The organism is Halarchaeum nitratireducens, from assembly GCF_014647155.1.
GTDB lineage: Archaea > Halobacteriota > Halobacteria > Halobacteriales > Halobacteriaceae > Halarchaeum > Halarchaeum nitratireducens.
Genome location: NZ_BMOQ01000002.1, coordinates 209806 through 233702, shown reverse-complemented (window position 1 = coordinate 233702; position 23897 = coordinate 209806). Strand labels below are relative to the sequence as shown.

At 72.7% G+C, this 23897-nt stretch carries 21 protein-coding genes; 12 read left to right on the top strand and 9 right to left on the bottom strand.

Going from position 1 to position 23897, the window contains the following annotated elements; translation table 11 throughout:
- Positions 1-95: 95 nt before the first annotated feature.
- Complete coding sequence (locus IEX91_RS03500) at positions 96-1898, top strand: ABC transporter ATP-binding protein (RefSeq protein WP_188877130.1); 1803 nt, start codon at positions 96-98, stop codon at positions 1896-1898.
- A gap of 31 nt (positions 1899-1929) precedes the next feature.
- Here the strand turns inward: IEX91_RS03500 and IEX91_RS03495 are convergent, their stop codons facing one another.
- The gene (locus IEX91_RS03495) at positions 1930-3165 is read right to left on the bottom strand and encodes a glycosyltransferase family 4 protein (protein WP_188877129.1); all 1236 of its coding nucleotides are present in this window, start codon (positions 3163-3165) and stop codon (positions 1930-1932) included.
- Positions 3162-4079: an alkaline phosphatase family protein gene (locus tag IEX91_RS03490; protein WP_188877128.1), complete on the bottom strand. Its 918-nt coding sequence runs from the start codon at positions 4077-4079 to the stop codon at positions 3162-3164. The genes IEX91_RS03495 and IEX91_RS03490 overlap by 4 nt, the downstream gene beginning before the upstream one ends.
- Before the next feature lie 116 nt (positions 4080-4195).
- Between IEX91_RS03490 and IEX91_RS03485 the strand changes: the two genes are divergently transcribed.
- Positions 4196-5410 (top strand): glycosyltransferase family 4 protein, encoded by a 1215-nt coding sequence (locus IEX91_RS03485; RefSeq protein ID WP_188877127.1) that lies wholly within the window; start codon positions 4196-4198, stop codon positions 5408-5410.
- Positions 5411-5562: 152 nt separating this feature from the next.
- Here the strand turns inward: IEX91_RS03485 and IEX91_RS03480 are convergent, their stop codons facing one another.
- On the bottom strand, positions 5563-6831 hold the full coding sequence (locus IEX91_RS03480; RefSeq protein WP_188877126.1) for a coiled-coil domain-containing protein: 1269 nt from the start codon (positions 6829-6831) through the stop codon (positions 5563-5565).
- A gap of 137 nt (positions 6832-6968) precedes the next feature.
- Here IEX91_RS03480 and IEX91_RS03475 point away from each other — a divergent pair, with 137 nt between their 5' ends.
- The 3 genes from IEX91_RS03475 (at position 6969) to IEX91_RS03465 (ending at position 8375) form a co-directional block, all read left to right on the top strand.
- Complete coding sequence (locus IEX91_RS03475; RefSeq protein WP_188877125.1) at positions 6969-7409, top strand: plastocyanin/azurin family copper-binding protein; 441 nt, start codon at positions 6969-6971, stop codon at positions 7407-7409.
- 204 nt (positions 7410-7613) lie between these two features.
- Positions 7614-8150, top strand: a complete 537-nt coding sequence (locus IEX91_RS03470; protein ID WP_188877124.1) for a TQO small subunit DoxD — start codon at positions 7614-7616, stop codon at positions 8148-8150.
- 3 nt (positions 8151-8153) lie between these two features.
- The gene (locus tag IEX91_RS03465; protein WP_188877123.1) at positions 8154-8375 is read left to right on the top strand and encodes a hypothetical protein; all 222 of its coding nucleotides are present in this window, start codon (positions 8154-8156) and stop codon (positions 8373-8375) included.
- An 88-nt stretch (positions 8376-8463) separates the two neighbouring features.
- On the opposite strand, the gene IEX91_RS03460 is transcribed toward IEX91_RS03465, so the two are convergent.
- On the bottom strand, positions 8464-9588 hold the full coding sequence (locus IEX91_RS03460; RefSeq protein ID WP_188877122.1) for a glycosyltransferase: 1125 nt from the start codon (positions 9586-9588) through the stop codon (positions 8464-8466).
- Positions 9589-9752: 164 nt separating this feature from the next.
- On the opposite strand from IEX91_RS03460, the gene IEX91_RS03455 reads away from it, so the two are divergent.
- The 6 genes from IEX91_RS03455 (at position 9753) to IEX91_RS03430 (ending at position 17801) form a co-directional block, all read left to right on the top strand.
- Entirely contained in the window at positions 9753-12617 is a 2865-nt protein-coding gene (locus IEX91_RS03455; protein WP_188877121.1) for an ABC transporter permease, read from the top strand.
- Positions 12614-14254: a hypothetical protein gene (locus IEX91_RS03450; protein ID WP_188877120.1), complete on the top strand. Its 1641-nt coding sequence runs from the start codon at positions 12614-12616 to the stop codon at positions 14252-14254. Before IEX91_RS03455 ends, IEX91_RS03450 begins: the two co-directional genes overlap by 4 nt.
- Positions 14251-14916, top strand: coding sequence for an ABC transporter ATP-binding protein (locus IEX91_RS03445; RefSeq protein WP_188877118.1), 666 nt, complete (start codon positions 14251-14253; stop codon positions 14914-14916). The genes IEX91_RS03450 and IEX91_RS03445 overlap by 4 nt, the downstream gene beginning before the upstream one ends.
- 46 nt (positions 14917-14962) lie before the next feature.
- A complete protein-coding gene (locus tag IEX91_RS03440) occupies positions 14963-15838 on the top strand; it encodes a DUF1616 domain-containing protein (RefSeq protein WP_188877117.1) in 876 nt (291 codons plus the stop codon).
- A gap of 68 nt (positions 15839-15906) precedes the next feature.
- Complete coding sequence (locus IEX91_RS03435; protein ID WP_188877116.1) at positions 15907-16551, top strand: ferredoxin reductase domain-containing protein; 645 nt, start codon at positions 15907-15909, stop codon at positions 16549-16551.
- A gap of 53 nt (positions 16552-16604) precedes the next feature.
- A complete protein-coding gene (locus tag IEX91_RS03430) occupies positions 16605-17801 on the top strand; it encodes an ABC transporter substrate-binding protein (RefSeq protein ID WP_188877115.1) in 1197 nt (398 codons plus the stop codon).
- 155 nt (positions 17802-17956) lie between these two features.
- On the opposite strand, the gene IEX91_RS03425 is transcribed toward IEX91_RS03430, so the two are convergent.
- On the bottom strand, positions 17957-18097 hold the full coding sequence (locus IEX91_RS03425) for a hypothetical protein (protein WP_188877114.1): 141 nt from the start codon (positions 18095-18097) through the stop codon (positions 17957-17959).
- A gap of 176 nt (positions 18098-18273) precedes the next feature.
- Between IEX91_RS03425 and IEX91_RS03420 the strand changes: the two genes are divergently transcribed.
- Positions 18274-19182, top strand: coding sequence for an AEC family transporter (locus tag IEX91_RS03420; protein WP_188877113.1), 909 nt, complete (start codon positions 18274-18276; stop codon positions 19180-19182).
- Positions 19183-20484: 1302 nt separating this feature from the next.
- Here the strand turns inward: IEX91_RS03420 and IEX91_RS03415 are convergent.
- From IEX91_RS03415 to IEX91_RS03400, 4 genes are all read right to left on the bottom strand, one after another.
- Positions 20485-21597 carry a helix-turn-helix transcriptional regulator gene (locus IEX91_RS03415; protein ID WP_229772774.1) on the bottom strand — a complete coding sequence of 371 codons (1113 nt, stop codon included), beginning with the start codon at positions 21595-21597 and terminating at the stop codon, positions 20485-20487.
- Between the two features lie 103 nt (positions 21598-21700).
- Positions 21701-22435: a fumarylacetoacetate hydrolase family protein gene (locus tag IEX91_RS03410; RefSeq protein ID WP_188877112.1), complete on the bottom strand. Its 735-nt coding sequence runs from the start codon at positions 22433-22435 to the stop codon at positions 21701-21703.
- A 54-nt stretch (positions 22436-22489) separates the two neighbouring features.
- Positions 22490-23560 (bottom strand): 2,3-butanediol dehydrogenase, encoded by a 1071-nt coding sequence (locus IEX91_RS03405; protein ID WP_188877111.1) that lies wholly within the window; start codon positions 23558-23560, stop codon positions 22490-22492.
- Positions 23561-23603: 43 nt separating this feature from the next.
- Positions 23604-23891, bottom strand: a complete 288-nt coding sequence (locus tag IEX91_RS03400; protein WP_188877110.1) for a DUF7526 family protein — start codon at positions 23889-23891, stop codon at positions 23604-23606.
- Positions 23892-23897: the final 6 nt, after the last annotated feature.

The window sequence follows — 23897 nt, the reverse complement described above, 5'->3', positions numbered from 1 at the left end:
GGGAAGTCGAATACTCGACCCTTCGCCGGAGGCGACAAAGGCGTTTCGTCTACGCGGGCACGCGCGCCCCGCCCCGGGAGCCGAGCGGCGGGCGCATGACGGACGACGACCTCCCGACCGCCACCCGACGGGAGAAACTCGACGCGCTCGCCGGCGTCGCCGCGTACAGCCCGCGTCTCACCGCCGGCATCGTCCTGCTCGGCCTCCTCGCGGCCGTCCTGGAGGGGGTCGGGCTGAGCTTCGTCCTCCCGATCATCGAACTCGTCGGTACCGCGGGACGGCCCGCGACGGACGGGATCGGCGGCCTGTTCGTCCGGGCGTACCGCGCCGTCGGCGTCCCGCTCACGCTCGGCACGGCCGTCGCCGGCGTCGCCGTCGTGATGGCCGTCCGCTTCGCGTCGAGCTTCCTCGTCGCGTGGCTCCGCGAGGCGCTGCGGACGTATTACGTCCGCGACCTCCAACTGCGCGCCTTCGAGCGCGCCCTCGACGCCCGCATCGCCTACTACGACGAGGCGGGCTCCGACGACGTCCTGAACGCGCTCGTCACGCAGACGTTCTACGCCGGCCGCGTCATCAAGCGCGTCGTCCTCTTCGTCGAGCAGTCGATGCTCGCGTTCGCCTACGGCCTCATCGCGCTCCTCGTCTCCCCGACGCTCACCGTCGCCACCGCCGTCGTCCTCGGCGGCGTGACGGTCGTCGTCCACCGCGTCGTCGACTCCGGCTACGACGTCGGCGCGGCCGTCGCGGACGCGAACGAGCGGCGCCAGTCGGCCGCGCAGGCCGGAACCCAGGGCATCCGCGACGTCCGGCTGTTCGGCCTCCGCGAGGAGGTGTACGACACCTTCCGGGCCGCGGTCGAGCGCTACACCGACGCCCGGATCACCCTCCGGCGCAACGAGGCGGCGATCACGAACTGCTATCAGTTCGCCGTCGCCGTCTCCGTCTTCGGCCTCGTCTACGCCGCGCTCACGTACGCCAATCTGGGCCTCGGCTCGCTCGGGCTCTTCCTCTTCGCGGCGTTCCGCCTCGGCCCGAAGGCGAGTCGCGCCCACGAGCTCCTCTACCAGGTCGAGAACGACCTCCCGCACCTCGTGCGCACGCGGGTGTTCACGGCGGAGCTCGCCGGCCACGCCGAACCCGAGGGCGGGACGGCGCCCGTCCCCGAGCGCGTGACGTCCGTGGCGTTCGACGACGTGACGTTCGCCTACGACGACGAAGCGACGGTCCTCGACGGCGTGAGCTTCACCGCCGAGGCCGGTGAGTTCGTCGCGTTCGTCGGCTCGTCGGGCGCGGGGAAGTCGACGATCGTCTCGCTCCTCGCCCGCCTCTACGACCCCGACGGCGGCGAGATCCGCGCGAACGGGACGCCGATCACCGAGATGCCGGTGGACGCGTGGCGCGAGCGCGTCGCCGTCGTCCGACAGGACCCCTACGTCTTCGACGACACGCTCCGCTACAACCTCACGCTCGCCGATCGGGACGCGACGGACGCCGAGCTCGAACGCGTCTGCGAGCTCGCGCGCGTCGACGAGTTCCTCGACGACCTCCCGAACGGCTACGGGACGCGCCTCGGTGACGACGGCGTCCGCCTCTCCGGCGGGCAGAAACAGCGCGTCGCGCTCGCGCGCGCGCTCCTCGCCGACGCGGACGTGCTCGTGCTCGACGAGGCGACGAGCGACCTCGACTCCCGGCTCGAACGCGACGTCCAGCGCGCCATCGAGTCGATGGAGCGCGACTACGTCGTCTTCACCGTCGCCCACCGCCTCTCGACCGTCCGCACCGCCGATCGCATCTACGCGCTCGCGGACGGCCGCGTCGTCGAATCCGGCCGACACGCGGAGCTCGTCGAGGCAGGCGGCGTCTACGCCGACCTCTACGGCGCACAACGCCGCGGCTAGCGTCGCTCATCGCGTGCGCACGCGCACGTCTTCACCACCGTCGAGCGCGTTCGCGCGCCCGCTCGTAGAGCGCGATGAACTGCGGGACGACCGTCGCGGGTCGGTAGTCGTCGACGCGCTCGCGCGCCGCCCGCGACGCGCGCTCGAATCCGTCGTCGGCGAGGTCCCGCACCCCCGCGGCGAGCGCGTCGACGCCGCCCTCGACGACGCGTCCCCCCGCGCCGACGATGTCCGCGACGCTCCCGACGTCCGTGGCCACCACCGGCGTTCCGGTCCCGAGGGCTTCGAGGAACACCCGGCCGAACGGCTCGTCCCACCGACCGGGGTAGAGAAAGCAGTCGTGGCGCGCGAAGACCCCGGGGAGGTCGTCGTTCGCCATCCAGCCGGTGCACGTCACGGCGTCGGCGAGTCCCGCGTCGGCCGCCCGCGCCTCGACGTCGGATCGCAGGCCCCCGTCCCCGACCACGGTCAGCCGGTAGTCGTCGTCCGAGTCGGCGTTCAGTCGGGCGAGCGCGGGGACGAGGCGGTCGACGCCCTTGTGCTCGTCGAGCGAGCCGACGTAGAGGAGGTCGTAGGGCGGCTCGAAGCCGCTCTCGTGGGGGCGGTCGAAGCGCTCGTCGAGGAGGTTCGGGACGACCGCGAAGCGCTCGGTGGGGAAGCCGAACTCGCCGTACGTCGCCTCGATGTGCCCCGAGAGTGCGTGGTAGGCGTCGACCGCGTCGGCGACGCGCTCCCCTCGGCGGACGAGGTCGAGATAGCCGAGGCGGCTCGCGGCGCGGTACGGCGCGCCGTACTCGTCGTGGCCGGGGCTCGTGGCGAGCGCACACGCCGTACACTTCGCTAGGCCGTTCGACGTGCAGGGCTCCCGGTCCATGTACCGGAGGTCGTTCTTCGGGCAGACCGCGCCGTAGGCGTTCAGCGTTAGGACGGTCGCGGTGTCCGTCTCGCGCGCGAGGTCGCCGAGCACCGGGAGGGCGTTCATGACGTAGCTGTGGACGACGTCGTGGGCGGCGAGGTCGGCGCGGACGTCGCGGAGCGCGCGGTCGAACTGCTGCCCGGTGTGGTAGGGGTAGCCCGAGCGATCGAGCGAGCGCAGCGTCGCGCCGGCGGGCGCGGTCGCGTCGTCCCCGGGCGTCTCGCGACAGTAGACGGTCACGTCGTGGCCGCGCGCCGCTACCTCCGCGACGATCCGGGTGGCGCTGTGCGACGCGCCCGTGCCCTCGCTCGCCGGATACGTCGGATGGAGGAACCCGAGATCGAGAGTCATTCGGCGTAGCCGAGATCGCGCAGGCGCTCTCGCACGACGGCGTCGTCGCCGCGCCCGGCCCGGTCCGACTCGCCCCGCGTGATCGTCCGTCGCTCGCCGCGCTCGACGACGAGCCACGGGACGGTGACGAGTTCGTCCGTGTAGAGCCCGCGCGGGTGGCCCCACTCACGGTACGGGATGGGGAACGCGCGCTCGCCGAGCATGTTGCCGTGATCGGCGGTGACGACCGTCCGGCCGCCGAGGTCGTCGAGGAGCGCGGCGACGTGCGGGAGCGCGCGATCGAGGTTCTCCGCGTAGAGGTCCCTGACCACCTCGGGGTCGACGTCCGCGTCGCCCGCGAGGAGGCGATTCCAGACGTTCTCGCCGTCGATCGAACCGTCGAGGTGGCCCTTATCGACCGTCGTGTCGGCCTCGACGAAGGGGTAGTGGGGTTGCATGTAGTGGACGACGAGGCGCTTTTCGGGGTAGTCGCGGGCGGCCTCTCGGGCGGAGGCCGTCATCGTCTCCGGGAGCACCGTGCCGGTCTCGTCGTCCCAACCGTCCTCGCGCCAGACGTCGACGACGGCGTGGAAGCTCGCGTCGACGTCGTCGTGCTGGCGGAGCTGGGGGTTCGCGGTGACGTACACCGTATCGCGGAGGTCCCGGCCGTCGACGGTCGCGCGGAGGAACTCGACCGTCGAGGCCGCGGGCGAGCGTCGGCGTTCGAGCGTCCCCGGGAGGTCGGCGCGTCGCGCGAACGTATCGTAACGACAGCCGTCGAGGAGCACGAGCGTGTCCCACTCCGCGTCGAAGGGGTCGTCGCCGGCGGTGTCGTGGCTCCGCAGGCCGAAGCGGCGGTGGTAGAGCCGGTTCGCGTGACGCAAGAAGAGCCGCGGGGTACCAAGCGCACGCGACAGGCGCGAACGGGCGTCCATACCCCGCGTTCGGGCGGACGCGCGAATCAGTCTTTCTTTCGTCGCGCGACGCGCGACGTCCGCCGCGCTCCGGGCCGAGCGAAAGGCTCACCCGCGCGCCCAGTGTGCCGTCGGGTATGCACGTGCTCGCCGCGACGAACAACCTCTTCCCGGAGCCCGAAGCCACCGGGTCCGGCCGGTACAACTACGAGGTCGGCCGACGGCTCGCCGCGCGCGGCCACCGGGTGTCCGTGCTCACGCGGCGGCGCGGCGACGCCCCGGCGCGCGAGACGGTCGCCGGGATGGACGTCCGCCGCTATCGGGCGTCGATCCCGCGGCTCCCGTGGACGCTGCGCGCCGTCGAACGGCGGGTGCGCGCGATCGAACGCGACGCGTCGATCGACGTCGCCTGCTTTCACGGCGCGCTGGGCTCGTTCGGCGTCGACCTGGCGCTCCCCGACGCCGTCCCGCGGACCTACACGGTCCACGGCCTCTGGGCGACCGAGTACGACGAGCGCGCGCCCGACGCGTCGGGACTCGAACGCCCGTGGCGGTGGGCGAACCGGACCCTCCGGGACCGGATCGAGGACCGGACGCTCGCGCGGAGCGACGCGACAGTCGTCCTGAGCGAGTTCATGCGCGAACGCGTCGCGGCCGCCCACCCTGACGCCCCGCCGATCACGGTGCTCCCGGGCGGCGCGGACGCCGAGCGGTTCGCGCCGCACGCGGCCGGCGGCGAGCCCTCGACGGCGGCGAAAAACCGGGTCGCCGACCGGCACCGCACGGAGTTCCTCACGGTCCGCCGCCTCACGCCGCGGATGGGACTCCACACGCTCGTCGACGCGTTCGCGGCGGTCGTCGCGTCGGGCGCGGACGTCGGGTTGACGATCGGCGGCGCGGGCCCGGAGCGGGAGGGGCTGGAAGCGCGGGCGGCGGCGCGGGGGGTGGCGGACCGGGTGACGTTCGCGGGCTACGTCCCCGAGGAACGCCTCCCCGCGACGTACGCGCGCTCCGACGCGTTCGTCCTCCCGACGCTCGCTCACGAGGGGTTCGGTCTCGCCACGGTCGAGGCGCTCGCGGCGGGAACGCCGGTGGTCGGGACGACGGCGGGCGCGACGCCCGAGATACTCGGGCCGCTCGAATCGGAGCCCGCGATCCCCGCGCGCTGTCTCGTCCCGCCGGGCGATTCGGCGGCGCTCGCGGAGGCGCTCGCGGCGTGGCACCGGACGGACGACGGCGCGCGAGCGAGGGCGAGCGCGGCGTGTCGCGCACACGCCCTCGACGCCGGCTACACGTGGGCGCGCGTCACCGACCGGGTCGAGGCGTTGCTCGAACGGGTTTGCGTCGGGTGAGAACCGTGGACGGTTTTGCCCCCGACGTGCGAGACGCCGGTGTGCGCCTGCTGGCGGCGATCCGGGAGTCGGCCACCTACCGCGCCCTGCGGACGCTCCGGCGCTGGACCGCAGAGAGCGCGGTCTACGCGCTGTGCACGGACGAACGCGTCCTACTCGGCGCACTCGCGTCGTTCGCGCTCGCCAGCGTCGTCTCCGTGCTCGCGTCGTCGCTCGGCGCGGCGATCAAGTTCCTCAGCTTTCTCCTCGTCGCCGCGCTCGTCGCGCTCGTCGTTCAGCGCCACCTCGACCCGCCGCCGGAGTGAGCCGTGCCACCGCTGGAGGGCCGGCGCGGCGAAGACGCCGAGGAGGAAGACGAAGACCGCGCGGTGTCTCACCGTCGTCCCGTAGTTCGCGTCGATCAGCCCGTAGCCGACGACGCCGCCGCCGTAGAAGACGAGCAGCGCGAGCGCCGCCGCGGGGTCGGTCTCGTAGCGGGTGAGACACCAGTACGCCGCGACGGCGAGCGCGACGACGAGCGGGAGCGACGCGGCCGCGAGCAGGTCGAACGCCGAGCCGACGTGGAGCGGGAACGGGGCGAACTGGAAGTAGAGCGCGCGGACCGGTGCGGCGAGGAGGACGTCCAGCCACGTGTCGTACGTCACGTGGCCGAGGTAGGCGGCGCTCCCGGTCGCGCGGTACTGCAGTCGCGCGTCGAGCGCGTCGACGGGGAAGACGAGCGCGAACAGCGCGACGCCGACGAGGCCGACGGGCACCGTCAGCGGGAGGAGCGCGCGGAGGGAGCGGACGCCCGCGGTCCGTTCGGCGGCGACGACGAGCCCCGCGGCGCACGCCGCGAGAAGCGCGAGAAGCGCGAGCTCCTCGCGGAGGAGGAAGAGCGCGCCCCAGAGCGGCGGGGCGAGGAGCGCGACGAACGGCGCGCGCTCCGTCGCCGCGCGGACGACGACGGCGAGGAGCGCGACCGCGAGGAGGGTGGAGAGCGCGTCCCGCATCGGGAGGCTGGCGAAGAGGAACGGGAGCGGACAGAAGAGGGCGAGCAGTCGGAGGCCGTCGGTGCCCTCCCGGTCGGGATAGAGCCGGTCGGCGAGCGCGCACAGCGGGAGCGGCGTGAGGACGGCGAACAGGCCGTTGACGACCGCGAGCGCCGTCGTATCGGTCCCGAACACGGCGTAGACGAGCGCCTGCACGGTCGCGAAGGCGTCGACGGCGGAGAACGGGTCGGTCGCGCCGCCCGCGAGGATACGCAGGGCGTTGACGTGAAAGAGCGGGACGTCCCAGTCGTAGGGGACGGCGGGGAGGACGACGACGGCGACGAAGACGTGGCCGGCGAGCGCGACGGCGCCGGCGCGTCGATAGCGGCGCGATCGCTGGCGCGCGAGGACGGCGTAGAGGAGGCCGACGGAGACGATCACGACCAGCATCGCCAGTTGGTCGGCATATGCGCGACCCGAGTATATAGCTGCGGTTCGGAGCCGACGTCGACGGACCGCGGCGGTTAAGCGGGTCGGGAGGCGGCCGTACCGGCACGCTTTTCGACGCGCCGTCCTCCCGTTCACGTATGGACCGACGCGCGTACCTCGCGAGCGCGGGCACGGTAGTCACGTCGGCGCTCGCCGGCTGCGGGGGGAGCGGCGGCGGTGGAACCGCGGAGTCGACGACGTCGCTGCCGCCGGACACCGTCCAGTGCGATCTCGTGGACTACGCCTTCCGGCCGGGGACGGACGAGACGCTGACGATCGACACGGGGACGACCGTCCGCTTCGTCTGGCAGACGGGCAACCACAACATCGTCGTCGAGGAGAAGCCCGCCGAGTCCGACTGGGACGGCGTCACGGAGATCTACGGGCAGGGCCACACGTACGAACACGAGTTCACGGTCCCCGGGAGCTATCACGTCGTCTGCGAACCGCACGTCAACATGGGGATGGTCGGGGACATCCTCGTGACCGAGTCGTCCGATTCGGGCGCGAACGGCACCGACGCCAACGGCTCGGCCTGACCGGCGATCGGCATCGCCCCTCCCGCGGCAATTCTCTCTCGTTCGTCGAGATCCAAACGACTATTAGTGTTTAGGCTAGCCTAAAAGCATGGTCACCGGACGCGACGGGCACGGAGGTGATCCGTGTGCGAACGACCGCCGTCGGGGAGAGACGCGACGAGAGCGAGACCGACGATCGGCTCCGTCCGCGACGGAGGGCGAACGATGGTAGCGACGGCCGAAGCGAAGACGCCCCCCGTCTCCGCCGGCTCGTGGACGGGGTACGTGATCCTCCTCACGCGCCTGCTGCTCGGGTGGTGGATGCTCCACGCCGGACTGGCGAAGTTCGCGTTCCTCTGGGACGCCGGCGCGAAGCCGTTCGCGGCCAGCCAGTGGCTGGTCGCCGGCACCACCGCCGCGCCCGGGTGGCTGCACGGCTTCCTCGCGTGGGCCGCCAACACCCCGTTCCTGCTCGCGGCCACGAACGTCGCCATCCCCGTCGGTGAAGTGCTCATCGGCCTCGGCGTCCTCATCGGGGCGTTCACCCGGCTCGCGGCCTTCTTCGGGGCCTTCCTCGCCGCCGTCTTCTACCTCTCGACCGTCGGCTACGCCGGCACCTACGTCACCGGCGAGCTCCTGCGGATCGTCCTCTTCGCCCAGCTGATCGCCTTCGGCGCCGGCCGCGTCTGGGGCGTCGACGCCGTCCTCGAACGGACCGCCCTCGTCGAGAATCACCCCCGACTCCGCGCCCTCCTCGGCTGAACCATGACGGGACACACACGCTCCGCCGACCGGATCGCCATGTGGCTCGGCGGCGGTCTCGTCCTCCTCGGGACCGCCGGATTGGGACTCGCGGGCACGTTCGTCGGCGAGCGCGCGTGGCTCTCCGTCGACGTCCGTGGCACGCTCGTCGTTCTCGGACTCGCCGTGCTCGCGTGCTACGCCGTCTACCGGGCCGTCGCCGGGGACTTCGTCTCGCCGCGCTGAGCGCCGATCCGCCCCTCCCCCGTCTCCCGTGCCCTCGTCCGTCCGCGTCTCCCGATCCCGGGCCGGCTCTCGCTCGTCCTCCGTTCCGTCATTCGCCGTCCCGGCCGTCCGCCAGCGACCGATAGACCGCGGCCGTGGCGTCGAGCATCCCGCGTCGCGCGAACGTTCCGTGGACGCGCTCGCGGGCGTTCGCGGAGAACCTCTCGTAGCGCTCGGGGTCGGCGAGCAGGCGGGCCGCGGCGTCCGCGATGGCCGCCGGATCACCGGGATCGACGGTGTACCCCGTCTCGCCGTCGACGCTGACGTACGGGACGCCGGTCGGGAGCGCCGTGTTGACGACGGGGAGGCCGTGCGCCATCGCTTCGAGTTGGACGATGCCGAACGACTCGTTCGCACCGACGGACGGCAGGACGAAGACGTCCGCCTCGCGGTACTGCCGTTCGAGACGCTCCTCGGAGACGTAGCCCGCGAACGTCACCCGGTCCGCCACCCCCCGCGCCGCCGCCCGCGCTTCCAGCGCCTCCCGCTCCGGGCCCGCGCCGACCACGGTGAGCGTCGCGTCGTCGAGGTGCGTCATCGCCGCGACGAGATGGCGGACGCCCTTGAACGGGACGAGGCGGCCGACGAAGAGGAGCTCCCGTCCGTCGGGCCGCCGGCCCTCGCGCGGGACGTCGTCCGTCTCGATGCCGAGCGGGATCACGTCGGTCTTGCCCCGGTACGGCGCGACGCGCGCGCACCCCTCGCGCATGTTGGGCGAGGTGACGAGCAAGCGGTCCGCGGCGTCGAGGAAGCGGCCCAACACCGGCGCGTACGGGTAGACGGCGGGGCCCTTCCCGACGATGTCGTCGTGGAAGGTCACGACGCTCGGCGTCTCGCCCCCCGGGTCGATCAGGGCGCTGACGGGTCCGAGGGGGAACGGCAGGTGGTAGTGGACGACGTCGGCCCACCGGCGCTCGCGGCGGAGGTGGCGCGGGAACGCCGGCGCGAGCGGCGTCGACAGCGCGCTCCCGAGGCTCCCCGCGCGGACGACGCGCGTCCCGTCGACGGTGTCGACCCGGCCCCGACCCTGCCCATCGCGGGTCGTGAGCACGCGGAAGGTGGCGTCGTCGATCCCGGTTACGAGGCTCCGCACGACGTTCTCGATGCCGCCCGTCGCGGGGTGGTAGTGCTTGCACACGTGGAGGACGCGCGGGTGATCGTTGTCGGCGGCCATGGTGAGTCGAGACCGGCCCGGCTCGCGGACCGGCGTCGTCGCGCTCAACGACGAGCGGCACCGAAAGCCCTTCGCGTCCGTCCCGAACCCGGGCACTTACGCCGTCCCATCGCCCACCTCCGCGTGATGACCGACGACGCGGAGCGACGGGGTGCGCGGGCGCCGTGAGCTACCGGCGCGCGCTCCTGACGCGGTGGTCGCTCCGCGACCGCCTCGCCGTCCTCGTCGTCGCCGTGACCGCGGCGTTCCTCGTCGGCGCGGTCCTCGTCCTCCTGGCCGTCTCGGGGCAAGCCACGGCGATGGCGGCCGACCACGGCGCCGACGCCGCGGTCGTCCTCACGAGCGACGTTCCCGACGGCGCGCCCCCGGGCGCGGCGGTCTTCCCGCTCACCACGGCGCGCGTCGCCGGCGACGCCCACACCGTCGTCGGCGTTCCGCGGCCGAACCCGCTCGGCCTCGATCTCCCGGACGGCGTCGCCGGATCGCCCGTCGGGACGACGGTCGAACTCGCCGGCCCAGACGCCACGGTGGCGCGCGCGAGCGCCGATCGCACGGCCGACGCCCCCTTCCCGGACAGCTGGCTCGTCACCGACGCCGCGACGGTGCGAGAGCTCGGTGCCGAGCGCGCGCTCGTCGTCCGCGACGCCGAATCGGCGGTCCCGGACCCCGGCGCGCCGCTCGTCGGCGCGCTGTCGTTCTTCCTCGCGGGGACGGCGGGCGTCCTCGAAACGCTCGGCGTCGTCTGCGCCGGCGTCGCCGTCCTCGTAGGTGTCGTCGTGTTCAGCGTCACGCGGATGACCGTCCGCGAGCGCCGCTCGACGCTCGTCGCGCTCCGCGCCACGGGGGCCTCCGCGCGCCGCGTCCGCCGACTTGTGGCGGCCCGGGCCGCCCTGCTGACGCTCGCGGGGGCGACGCTCGGCTACGGGATCGGCGTGATCGCACCGAACGCGGCCGCGACGGCCGCCGTCCGCTTCGGCCTCCCGGTCGGCCTCCCGCTCTCCCTCGACACGCGCGCCGCCGCCCTCGTCGGTGCGATCCTCCTCGCGCTCGTCTGCGTCGGCGGCCTCGCCGGCGCGCTCGCCGCTCGACCCGTCGTCGGCGGGGCGCCGCTCGACGAGTCCGACACCGGCTCGCGGGGGTGGCCCGGTGGGCCGCGGCTCCTGCCCGCGCGCGCCGTCGTGCCGACGACGGCGACGCTCACCGTCTTCGTCGCGTTCGTCCTCGTCGTCGCCGCGCTCGGCGGCGTTCTCGGCAGTCTCGGCGCGACCGGCGGGGGCGCGGGCGGCGTCGTCACCGAACCCGGGTCCGTCCACCCCGTCGACAGCCACATCCCGGTCGCGTACGCGGACGAACTCCGGCGCTCGGGCGTCGCCGCGAGCCCCGAGATCCTGCTCTTCCTCGCCCACGACGGACGGGCGTTCCCCGCCCGCGGCGTCGACTTCGACGCCTATCGAGCGGTCTCGGACGCCACCCTCGTCGCCGGCCGCGCGCCGACCGCGAGCGACGAGGCGGTCGTCGGGGACGACCTCGCGCGGACGCTCGGCGTCGACCCGGGCGATTCGCTCGCCCTCGGCGGGAGCACGGTGGCCGCCGTCGGCACCGTCGATATCGTCGGCGCCTACGACGCGCGCGGCGCGGCCGACGACCACCTCCTCGTCTCCCTCCCGCTCGCCCGACACTTGGAGGGGGTTCCCGCTGGCGCGGCCAACGTCGTCCGATTCGGCGGCGCGCGGGCCGCGAACGGCACGGTCGCCGTCCTCGGCGTTAGCGCCCCCGATCGCGTCGCGCGCGGCGAGACGGTCACGCTCCGGGTCCGGCTCCGCAACGTCGGTGACGACGCGGCGACGCGGACGGTCCGCGCGGCCTTCGACGGCGCCCGCGAGACCCGGTCGGTCGCGCTCGACGCCGGCGAGCGCCGAACCGCCTCGTTCGACTTCGCCGCGAACGCAGCCGGGACGCACACCGCGCGGGTCGCGGGCGCCACCAGACGGGTGCGTGTCGTCGCGCCGGGGACGCTCACGCTCGCCCCGCTCCCGGCCCGCGGACCGCCGAACGCGTCGCTCGACGTCGCCGTCGGGACGGTCGCGGGCGAGCGCGTCGAAGGCGCGCGCGTGGCGATCGGGTCGAACGCGAACGCGACGACCGCGGACGGCGCGACCCGCGTCCGCCTCCCGGCGACGCCCGGCCGCTACGAGATGCGGGCGTCGGCCGGCGATCGGCGAGCGACGCGGACGGTCCGGGTCGCCGACGGGGCGGTGCGCGGCCCCGGCGTTCGACTGCACGTCCCGGAGCGCGTGAGCGTCTTCGGCGCGCCGCGTGCGGCCCTACGGGTCACGAACCCGTGGCCGGCGCCGCTCGAACGCTCGGCATCGATCACGGGACCGGGCGTCGATCGGACGACGACCGTCGCGCTCGACCCGGGCGCCGAACGGACCGTGACGGCGGCGATCGCGCGCCGGCCACCCGGATCCTACGACGTCGCGGCGCGCGTCGGGAACGCCACGGCGAGCACCAGCTACCGCGTGACGGGCGACGCGCGGTTGGCTAGCGCGCTCGCAGCGAGCGGTCGCAGCGCCGGCGGTGTCGGGACCGCGGGGATCCTCTCACGGGCCTTCGGGAACCTCGGACTCGTGCTGGCGACGCTCCTCGGACTCGGCGTCCTGATGACCGTCGGGAGCATCGTCGCCACGTTCGCCGACGCCGTACAGGCGCGTCGGCGCGACCTCGGCGTCCACCGCGCGATCGGTGCCGACCCGCGCTGGGTCGTCGGGACGGTGCTGGCCGACGCCGCACGGATCGCGCTCCCCGCGACCGTCGCCGGTCTCGCCCTCGCGTGGCTGACGCTCCGCGCGCTCTCGTGGGCCGGCGCGCTGACCGCCTTCGGCGTCCGCGTCGCGCCGAGCGTTCCCCTCTGGACCGTCGCCCCCGTCGCTCTCGGGACGTTCGCGCTCGCGCTCGTCGGCGCCGGTGCGCTCGCCGTGCGCGACGCTCGCCTCGATCCGTCTCGACTCCTCGGAGGTGGCCGATGAGCGGCGACGACGCGGGCGCCGGGCCCCCTCGCGTCGATCCGCTGCTCCTCGTCGCCGTGGTCGCCGTCGGGATCGCCGCGCGCCTCGCCAGCCTCCACGTCTCGCCGCTGCCGTACAACACGGACGCGTTCGTCTTCGCCAGTAGCGCCGAACGTCTCCTCGCGGCCGGCGGCGTCCCGCTCGATCCGACGGCGGCCGCCGCCCCCGCGGCCGATCAGTACCTCTTCGTGACGCTGCTCGCCGCCGCGAGCGCGCTCACCGGCGTCGCGCCCCTGTTCGTCGCCCAAACCGTCGTCGCCTGTCTCGCCGTCGTCCCGCCCCTCGTCGCCGTCGTCTTCGTCCGCGACGTCACCGCCGACCTCCCCGCCTCGCACGGGCGCGCCGCGGCCGCGTTCGCCGGCCTCGCGCTCGCCGTCGAGGGCCCCTTCCTCTTTCGCACGATGTCGGTCAGCGGCGAGGTGTACGGGCTCGCGGTTCTCGCCGTTCTCGTCCTCGCGCTCGGCCGCGCACACGTCACCGGGAGTCGTCGCTGGCTCGCGCTCGCCGTCGCCGCGGGCGCGACGATGCCCGTCGCGCACAACCTCAGCGCCCTCGTCGCCGGCCTCGTCTGTACGACGCTGATCGCGCTCGCCGTCGCGCGCTCGCCCACTTGCCGCCGCCTCGTCGGCGGGGCGATCGGCACGCTCGGGTTCTGGGCGCTCACCGTCGGCTACTACGAGGCGATCGACCTCCCGAAGGCCGACACCGCCGTCGCCTCGCTCGGGCTGTTCGCCGCGTGGCTCGCGCTCGTCGTCGTCCTCGCCCGCTGGCTCGACGCGAGCTCCGCGCGCGTCCAGCGCGCCGTCCCGCTCGCCGCGTTCGCGGGCGGCCTCGCCGTCCTCGCCGCGAACGCCGTCGTCGCGCTCTATCCCGCTCGCGCGACGACCGCCCCGCTGCTCCTGTGTCTCACGCTCCCGCTTTTCGCCCCCCTCGCCGCCGCCGCGATCGGCGTGCCGCGGCTCGCCAGTGACCGCGGCATCGCCGCGCTCGCCACCGTCCTCGGGCCGCTCGCGGCGATCGGGTTCGCCCTCACCGCGGGGAGCACGCCCCGCTATCTCGACCTCGCCGTCCGCGCGACGGGGTTCGTCCACCTCGGCGCGCTCGTCGCCGCGGCCGCGGGGCTGGCCGCGCTCGTCCATCGCCGCCCACACCTCGGCCGGGTCGCCGCCTGTTGCGCGGTCGTCGCGCTCCTCGCCTCCGCGCCCCTCCCCTTCCTCGGCCTGCAGGCCTATCCCTTCGAGCCGATCACTCACCCCGAGACGTTCGACGCCGCGACGTTCGCCACGACGCACCTCGACGGGACGTGGGCCGCCGACGACCACGTCGCGCTCGTCGCCGACAACTACCGCTCGGCGGACGTCGCCCGCGCGCCCGTGACGGCGTGGCTCCGGGGCGACGGCCCGCCGCCCGACTGCCCGACTGTCGCCCGCGATTCGTGGACGACCGTCGGCGCGCCGACGGCGACCGGACCGGTCCGACTACCCCGCTCGACCTACGAGTCGTGGGTGATGAACGGAAGCGTCGTCTACGACGGGGGACCGGATCGCGTCGTCGTTCGCTGGGCACCGGGGACGTGTCGCGCCGGGGTGGCGCCGTGAGCGACGCGCCGCCCGTGCTCGACGCGCGCGATCTGACGCTGACGCGCGGCGAGCGCGCCGTCCTCGACGGGCTCTCGCTGCGCGTCCCGGCGGACGCGCGGACGCTCGTCCGCGGGGCGAGCGGCGCGGGCAAATCGACGCTGTTCGAGGTGCTCGGCCTCCTGACGACGCCGGACGCCGGGACGCTCCGCGTGCGCGGACGGGACGCGACGGCCCTCTCCGAGCGCGAGCGCGCGGCCCTCAGGCGCGACCACCTCGGCTTCGTCTTCCAGTCCTTCCGGCTCATCGACGACCTCACCGCCTACGAGAACGCGCGCGTCCCGCAGGAACACGCGGGCGCGATCGACGAGGCGTGGCTCGACACCCTCTTCGCGCGTCTCGGCGTCGCCGACCTCGCGACGCGCCACCCGCCCGCGCTCTCCGGCGGCGAACGCCAGCGCGTCGCCATCGCCCGCGCGCTCGCCAACCGACCCAGCGTCGTCCTCGCCGACGAGCCGACCGGCCAGCTCGACCCCGAGACGACGGACGCCGTGCTGTCGACGCTCGACGCGGTGCGCGACGACTTCGACACCGCGCTGCTCGTGGTGAGCCACGACCCCCGCCTCGTCGAGCGCTTCGACGACCGGTACGTCCTCCGCGACGGGACGATCGAGGGCGACTGAAGCGGAGCACAACGCACTTGCGCGCGCGGCGGATCTACGGACACGCATGCCGCCTCGCGCCGCGCCGCGCGTGCCCCGCGATCTCTCCGCCGCGATCGGGCTGACGCTCCTCGCCGACGCGTGCGTCCTCCTCTCGCCGCTCGGCGGCGCGCTTCGCCTCCCGCTCGGCCTCGCGCTCGCCCTCCTCGCGCCGGGGTACGCGATCGTCGCCGCGCTCTTCGCTGACGACGAACGCCCGGGGGCGACCCGCCTCGCGCTCGCCGTCGCCGCGAGCGCTGTTGTCACGCCGCTCTGCGCCGTCGGCGTCTCGCTCTCCCCGTTCGCCCTCGGTCCCGTCCCGCTCGCCGGTGCGCTCACCGCCGTGACGTGTCTCGCGGTCGTCGTCGCCGCTCGCCGTCGCTCCGCGGATTCGGCGCCGTCCGAGAGCGGTGCCCCCCCGGGGACCGCCGTCGCGTCGCCCGATGCGACCGACGACCGCTCGCGGCGCACGCTCGACGCCGCGCTCGTCGTCCTGATACTGCTCGCCGCCGCGAGCGTCGCCCACGCGGCGCTCACGCCCGCGACCGCCGGCGCGTCGCTCTCGCTCACGACCGGGGACGGCGGGGCGGTCGCCGGCGGCTATCCGGGCGAGAACGAGACGCTGAGCGTCGGCGTCACGAACCACGGGACGGGAACGGCGACGTACACGCTCGTCGTGCAGCGCCAACGCGTCGCCGCCGAGAACGCGACGCGTGTGCTCGCGCGAGACGAGGTCCGCCGCGAGACGCTCACGGTCCCGGCGGGCGAGACGCGACGCCGGTCGTCGGCCGTCGCGGACGGTCCGGGGAGGACGCGGGTCGTCTACCTGCTGTACGACGGCGGGGTGCCGACGACGCCGACCGCGTCGAACGCCGATCGCGAAACGCACGTCTGGATCGACTAGCCGTCGCCGAATCGGACTCCCTCGCCCGAGACGCGCCGTTTATGCCGCGCTCGAACGTATCGCGGCCCATGCCAACGCTCACGGTCGCGGCCGTCGCCGACGTCGGCCCGCAGACGGTCGCCATCGAACTCGACGCTCCGGCGTCGTTCGACGCCGCTCCCGGTCAGTTCGTCCTCGTGCGCCGCCCCGGCGGGGACGACGCCGGCTACTACACGATCTCCTCGCCGGCGGTCGCCGAGACGTTCGAGATCACCGTCGGCTACCCCGTCGACGAATCCCCGGAAGAGTCGCTCGGCACGTGGCTCGCGCGGCGCGAGGTGGGCGACGAGATCGAGATCGAGGGCCCGCTCGGGACCATCGAGTACCGCGGCGAGGGCGACGTCGCCGTCTACGCGGCCGGACCCGGGATCGGTCCCGCGGTCGGCGTCGCCGAGCGCGCGATCGAGAGCGGCCACGACGCGACGGTCGTCTATCGGGGCGACGCGCCACCGCACCGCGCGCGCCTCGACGCGCTCGCCGAGGCCGGCGCGACGGTCGCCGTCGTCGACAGCCTCGACGACCTCGCTGACTTCGACGCCGATCACCCGTCCGTTCCCACGCCCGCCGTCTACGTCTTCGGCTTCGACGACTTCGTCGCCGAGGCGAAGGCGCTCCTCGAGGCCGCGGATCGCGATCCCGCCGAGGCCGCGATCGAGAGCTTCGGGCCGGCCTGACGCCCGAACTCGAACCCGCAAGCGTTAACCGTCAGTTTAGGGTTGCCTAAATCATGGTAGACCGGACGCCACGCACGACGCGGCGCGCGTATCTCGCTGGCGCGGGAGCCGTCGGGAGCGCGCTCGTCGCCGGCTGTACGGGCGGGAGTAGCGACGACGCCGACGAGACGTCGAGCTCCACGACGGCCGGGGGGACGAGCGCGGCCGACTCGTACACCGCGAGCATCGCGCCCGTCGGCGAGGTGACGTTCGACGAGGTGCCGGAGAGCGCCTTCACGATGTACCCGCAGTACGCGGACATGCTCGTCGCGCTCGGCCACGGCGACGCCGTCAACTCGCTGTTCGTCCCCGAGATGTCCGGGACGACGATGAACTACTACTACGAGCACCTCGACGGCGTCGCCTTCGACTGGGAGGGCCTCCCGAACCCGTTCGACAACTTCACGAAGGAGTTCTTCTACAACCTCGACAGCGACGTCCACCTCCTCGGACCCGCGTGGGCGAGCACGCAGAAGAACTGGAGTCGCAGCGACGTCGACGACGTCGTAGAGAACGTCGGCCCCTTCTTCGGGAACTTCTACAGCGGCACGCGCAGCGCGCCGCCCGAGGCCTACGCCGACGCCTACGAATACTACACGCTCTGGGAGATCTTCGGCCGCGTCGCCTCGGTCTTCCGAGAGCGCCGGCGCTTCGAGCGGCTGAACGCCGTTCACGCCGACCTCATCACCCACATCGAGGAGAACCTCCCGCCGAGAGAAGAGCGCCCCACGGCGGTCCGCGTCACCCTCGGTGACGGCCAGTTCTGGACGTACCACCTCAATCGGCCCGGGTTCTGGCTCGCGGACACCCGCCCGCTCGCCGCGACCGACGCCTTCGGCGACGCGGAGTGGGACGGCCTCTGGGGCTCCGTCGGCTACGAGACGATGGCGGACGCCGACCCCGACGTCATCCTCCACCTCTGGGGGATGACCTCGCGCTACGACATGGCGACCGTCCGCGAGCAGCTCCGCGACCACCCGGTCGGCAAGGAGCTCTCCGCCGTGCAGAACGATCGTGTCTACGCGCAGGGGATGCGCTATCAGGGCCCGCTGATGAACCTCTTCCAGATCGAGATGACGGCGAAACAGCTCTACCCCGACGTCTTCGGCGAGTGGCCGGGCTACACCGACGGCGAGCCCTATCCAGCGATCCCCGAGGGCGAACGGCTCTTCGACCGACAGCGCGTCGCCGACATCGTCACCGGGAACTGACCGACACCGCTCCTCCCGCCGTCGCCGACGCGCCCGTCGTCTCACCGCTCCTCCCGCCCCCGGTCGTACTGTCTCCACCCGCGCCTGAGTGACCAGAGACCGACGAGCATCGCGGTGACCGTAGCTTCGTACGTGTACGCGTCGTCATCGTCTGCTCACACGCTGATCGGATCGACGAGCACGGGCCCGAAGACGGAGACGGAGACGAGGACGAGCACGGGCCCGAGGAGCAATCCCGCTCGAAGCCGATGCGATCCGACGCTATCGGAGAGCGCCGCCCGGGGCACGCAGCCCACCTCTCGCTGTCGGGACCCACACGTCGGGCTACGCGGGGCCGCGACCAAACCGATTACGACCGGCTCGATCGGTCGGCTTCGATCGGTCGCGGGTCGGGCACGGTACCCGACGTACGTACTCTTCCATCTCGCCCGCATCCGAAACGCGAAAGCATCCCCGACACGACCCCTTCGGTGTGTCGCTGGCCTCCAACCTCCTCTACATGTTCGGCCTCCTCGGCGCCGGGCTCGTCGCCCGCCGCCTCGGCCTCCTCACGGCCACGCGCGCGGACTACCTGACGCGCTTTGCGTTCTACGTCGCGCTCCCCGCGCTCGTCTTCGCCTCGACCGCGACGACGGACCTCGTCGCGGTCTTCTCACCGCGCATGATCGCCGCGTTCGTCCTCGTCGAGCTCGCCGTCGCCGCGATCGCGTGGCTCGTCCACCGCCGCCTCGACGACCCCGCGAAACGCAGCGTCGCCATCGTCCAATCGTACCACAGCAACTTCGGCTTCCTCGGGCTCCCGATCGTCACGATCACGCTCGGATCGGTCGCGGCCGGGAAGGCGAGCGTCCTCCTCGGCGTCGGCGCGCTCGTCCAGATCCCGCTCACCGTCCTCGTCCTCATGACGATCAACGACGCCGAGGCCGACCTCCGCGACGAATTCCTCGGCATCGTACGCAACCCCGTGATCGTCACGCTCGTCGTCGGCCTCGGCTTCGCCGCGTTCGGCCTCCCCGTCCCGGACGTCGCTGCGACGGCGCTCGGGTGGCTCGCGGACCTCGCGCTCCCCGCCGCGCTCCTCTCCGTCGCGGCCTCGCTCACCTTCGACGCCGACGGCGTCGACGTTCCGACGGTCGGTGCCGTCGTCGCCCTCAAGATCGTCTGTATGCCGCTCCTCGCCTTCGGCGTCTTCACGCTCCTCACGAGCGATCCCCTCACCGTCCGCACCGGCGTCGTCATGCTCGCCATGCCGACCGCCATCTCGACGTTCATCTACGCGACGCAACTCGGCGGCGACACCCGCCTCGCGTCCGCGAACGTCTTCGTCACCACCGTCACCTCGCTCGCCGCCGTCTTCGTCCTGCTCCAGTTCGTCCTGTGAGCGCCACCCCGTTCACGAGGCCGGCGATCGGGCCGTGGACGCGTCCGCCGTCCGCCGGTGGCCGCCGTCGGCCGTCGGTCTTCGAGACGGTTCGGGGCGTGAGGTACCCGTCGTCCGATCACTCGCCGTGTCCGTTCGGTTACGCGCCGCCGTAGCCGTCTGATTCCCGTCCACTGTGGCCGTTCGGTTACGCGCCGCCGTAGCCGTCTGATTCCCGTCCACTGTGGCCGTTCGGTTACGCGCCGCCGTAGCCGTCTGATTCCCGTCCACTGTGTCCGTTCGGTTACGTGCCGCCGTAGCCGTCTGATTCCCGTCCACTGTGGCCGTTCGGTTGCGGGCCACGGTAGCCGTCCGATCACCCGTCGCCGTAGTCGTTCGGTTGCGAGCCATCGCACCCGTCTGATTGTTCGCTACCGTGTCGGTTCGGTCACGGATCGGTACCGTCCGGTTGGGAGCCGGTGTCGTAGTCCGGTCGGGACCCGGTGTGACCGTCTCGGTGTCCGCCGATCGCGCCGGTCGCGTACGCCGGTCGGTCGCGTTCACCGGACCCTGACCGTGGTCGGGGCCGGTAATCGTTCGTGCGACGCGCGCGACTTCCGGTCCGCTCAGCTCCCCAGCGCGTCGCTGGAGCGTTCTGATCGCGGTGGCGTTGACACCGTTCGCGCGGAGGGCCTCCGCAGGGAGGCCCTCAGAGACGTTCGCGGTCCGGCTCGTCACCGCCGCGACGGCGTTCAACTCGGCACGCGTCTCGGCCACGCGTGCGGCGTACCGACCCTCGCTGATCGTTCCGTTCCGCCGGGCCTGCTGAAGTCGCGTGAGCCGGTCGGCGAGTCGCTCGGCTCGTGCTCGGCTCTCCTCGAACTGTGCGCTGACGATTTCGGCCTTCGCGTCCGGCGTCGCCGCGCTTTCGACCCGTCGACCGAACGTTCGGGATTCGAGATCCCCCTTGAGATCGGCGCCTCGGACACCGACCACGCCCGCGAGGCGCTCCCCGGGCGCGATCGCGTCCGACGCGGTGTCGTTCGTCGTCCCGTTCGGTACGGCATCGCGGGCGTCGCCGTCGACCGAACCGACGCTCGCCGTGACAGACGCCGACCCCGCGACGACGAGGAGACACACGAACAACGTGATGACGGATTGGCGCATCCTTTCGTCTCTAGTCACGGACTCACCGACATATATACGCCCGAGTTCGTCAACCCGAATTAACCGCAGTTACGCCGAATAGCGACGAACGAACGCGCGACGTCGCCGCCCGACTTCCCGATACGGGAACTCGACCCCCGGTCTCGGCGGCCGCGCTCACTCGGACTCCTCGGGCAGTCGTACGACGTTCTCGCGGCCGATTCGGAACGTCTCGATGTCCCCCGCCTCCCGGAGGTCGCCGATGACCTGACTGGTCTTCGCGTCCGTCCACCCGAGTTGCTGAACGACTTGCTGTTGTTTCATCCGTCCGCCGTGGGTTTCGACCAGTCGGAGCACGCGCTCCTCGTTGCTCAGCAGTTCCTCGGGCGGTTCGGTGGATTCCGCCGCCCGCGTGGACTCCTCCGCGTTGGTCGACGCTTTCTCCGCCGTCCGTTCGCTCTCGCCCGTTCCCGTTGCCGGTCCGGGTGATGGGCCACCGGACTCGACGGACGCCGTGTCGTCGGCGTCACCACGCCGATAGAGGTAGAGCGCCCCACCGACGCACGCGAGCAGGACGAGCGCACCACCGGCCAAGAGCGCCGGTGACGGACCCGACGACGTCGGTCGTCGAGACGACGTGGATGCGGTAGTGGCGAGGAGCGTCGGCTGTCCCGCCGTGAACTCCAGCGGCCCCTCCCAGATGACCGCGTTCTCGCGCTCGTCCGTCGGTTGTGGGTCGACGGCCGTGGCGTGATATGCCTCGGGCCACTCGACGAGGAGCGTCGTCTCGGCATCGAGGAAGAGTTGCGAGAGGGCGTCGCCGGCGCGGAGTCGCGGGCCGTCGACCGCCGCGAAGTTTGTCCACGTGAACCGATAGGTGATGACGCCGTAGGACTGCGGTAGCTGGCGCGTCTCCGCGTCGACGGAGACGTTCGTGACTCGCATCTCGCGGCCGGTCGCGTTCTCCGCCGCCAGCGCCGTCGCCCTCATCTGCCGCTCGAACCCGGACGTGTACTCCGCCGGCGACCCGCGGACGTCGGCCGCGAGCTCCTCGAACGCGTCGGTCTCGTTCTCCGTGGACAACCGCATCCTGTACGTGACACGCCACGTCGCGTTCCCGTCAGCGTGTAGGGATACCCCGAGCACGACGTCGTCGGGATCGATCTCGACGTCGCCGACGGTGACCGTCTCGCTCGCCGTCGCCGGCGGCGAGGCGACTGTCGCCGTCGGTATCGCCGCGGCGACGACGAGCGCGAGCACGAGGAGGCGGATCCATCGGCGATCGGGCATACGTTCATCCACCCTTCGAGCGAGGTCGGGAAATCGTTTGCTACAGGCGTCTCCCACCGCCGGGGTGGTCCCGGCCGGCGACGAGCGGCGGCCGAGACGCGCTTTAGCGCCGAGCGTCGTCCGACTCTCCGACCGTGTTCCGCAGGGTACCGACGCCCTCGTAAGTGATCTCGATCTCGTCGCCGGGTTCGATCAGGCCGGGGTTGGCCGGGCTGCCGAACGCGACGACGTCGCCCGGCCGGAGGGTAAATCGCTCCGAGAGGAACGCGATGACCGTCCGCGGCGAGAAGAGCATGTGGTCGGTGTCGGAGCGCTGGCGCTCCTCGCCGTTGACCTCCGTGTGCATCTCGATCCCGCCCGGGTCGACGTCCGTCTCGATCCACGGCCCGAGCGGGGCGGAGCCGTCGAAGGCCTTGCGGGCGGTGCGTCCCGGTTGGTCGAGAGCGTCGACGTCGTTCATGATCGTGTACCCGCGGACGACGTCGTCCGCGTCCGCCGCGGCGACGTCGCTGCACCGCTCGTCGATGACGGCGGCGAGTTCGCCGGCGTACGTGACCTCCTCGGAGAACCGCGGATAGGGGATCGGGCGCTCGGGGCCGAGCACCGAGACCGGCGGCTTGATGAAGAAGTCCGGTTCCGTCGGGCGCTCGTACTCCATCTGATCGAGCGTCGCCGCGTAGTTCCGCCCGACGCAGTAGAGCGTCGAGGGCGCCGCCGGTGCGAGTAACGCCGCCTCGTCGCCGTCGAGGTCGTACGCCTCCGTCTCCGTTTCGAGGACGCCGTCGTCGTACGTTCCAGTCACGATCCCGTCCGGCGTCCGCGCACGAGCGAGTCGCATACCGGCCGTACCGCGACCAGCCACAAGAACGCTCGTGCCGCGGTGATCCTTACCTCACGGCTCGACGAGGATCTTCACCGCCTCGCGATCGGGATCGAGGAGCGCGTCGAAGCCGTCGTCGACGATGTCGTCGAGGGCGATCCGGTCGCTGACGAGGGGGTCGGGATCGAGCGTGCCGTCCGCGAACATGTCGGGGACGGCGTTGAACTCCACGCCGCCGCGCGGTCCAGCCGCGTACGCGGTCGAGCCGCCGATCGCGCGCTCGCCGAGCACGATCTCGTTCGGGTCGAACGCGACGTCGTCCTCGAAGATGCTGACGATCGTCACCGACCCGTCGTGTTTCGCGGCGGTGATGGCGTCCCGTACGGTCTGTTCGATCCCGGCGACCTCGAACGTCGCGTCGACGCCGCCGTCGGTCTCGTCGAGGAGCGTCTCGAGCGCGTCCGTCGCGCTCGGATCGAGCGTGACGTCCGCGCCGACCTCGGCGGCGAGGTCGCGCCGCGTGGCCTGTGGCTCGACGGCGTAGACCGTCCGGGCGCCGGCCGCGCGGGCGGCCTGGACGACGGTGAGTCCGATCGGCCCGGTCCCGAACACGGCGACGTCGTCACCGGCCTCGAAGTCGGCGTTCCGGACGGCGTGGAGACCGACGCTGAACGGCTCGACGAGCGCGGCGTACGCCGGGGGCACGGAGTCGGGGAACGAGACGACCTTCTCCCGAGGGACGGCGATCTGCTCCGCGAACCCGCCGCCGCCCCCGGAGAGGCCGATGAACCCCAGGGACTCGCAGAGGTGGTAGCGACCGGCGGTGCAGTAGCGACAGTCGCCGCAGTAGAGGATGGGGTTGACGGCGACTACGTCGCCCACGTCGACGTCGGTGACGTCGTTCCCGACCGCCGTGACCGTCCCGCCGAACTCGTGGCCCATCGGGATCGGGGCGGTCTCGCCCGAGACCGGATGGGGCTCCTCGCCCGGCACGAAGATCGGCCCGGCGGCGTACTCGTGGAGGTCGGACCCGCAGATCCCGCAGGCGGCGACCTCCACCAGCACGTCGCCGTCGCCGACCGTCGGCTCTTCGATCTCTTCGACGCGAACGTCCTCCCGTCCGTGGTACACTGCGGCACGCATACGCGGCAGTTCCCGGCGGATCCACTAAAGTGTGTCCGGCGACTCAGCGCTCGGTCGCGTCGTAGACGCCCGCGACGCCGACCGGACTCGCCTCGATCGCGATCCGGTCGCCCTCGGCGTACTCCTCGGCGGTGACGACGGTGATCGCGTCGATCGACCCCCCGCGGAGGAGCGACCAGACGCGCCGGAGGAACGAGGGGGAGCCGCCGCGGCGACAGACGACGATGTAGTTGCCGGCGGCGCGCTCGGCGAGCGCGGGGTCGAGGTCGTGATCGTCGCGGTCGTCCGGGGGGACGACGTGGATGACCGTCCCCGTGATCGTCTCGGGCATCGTCGC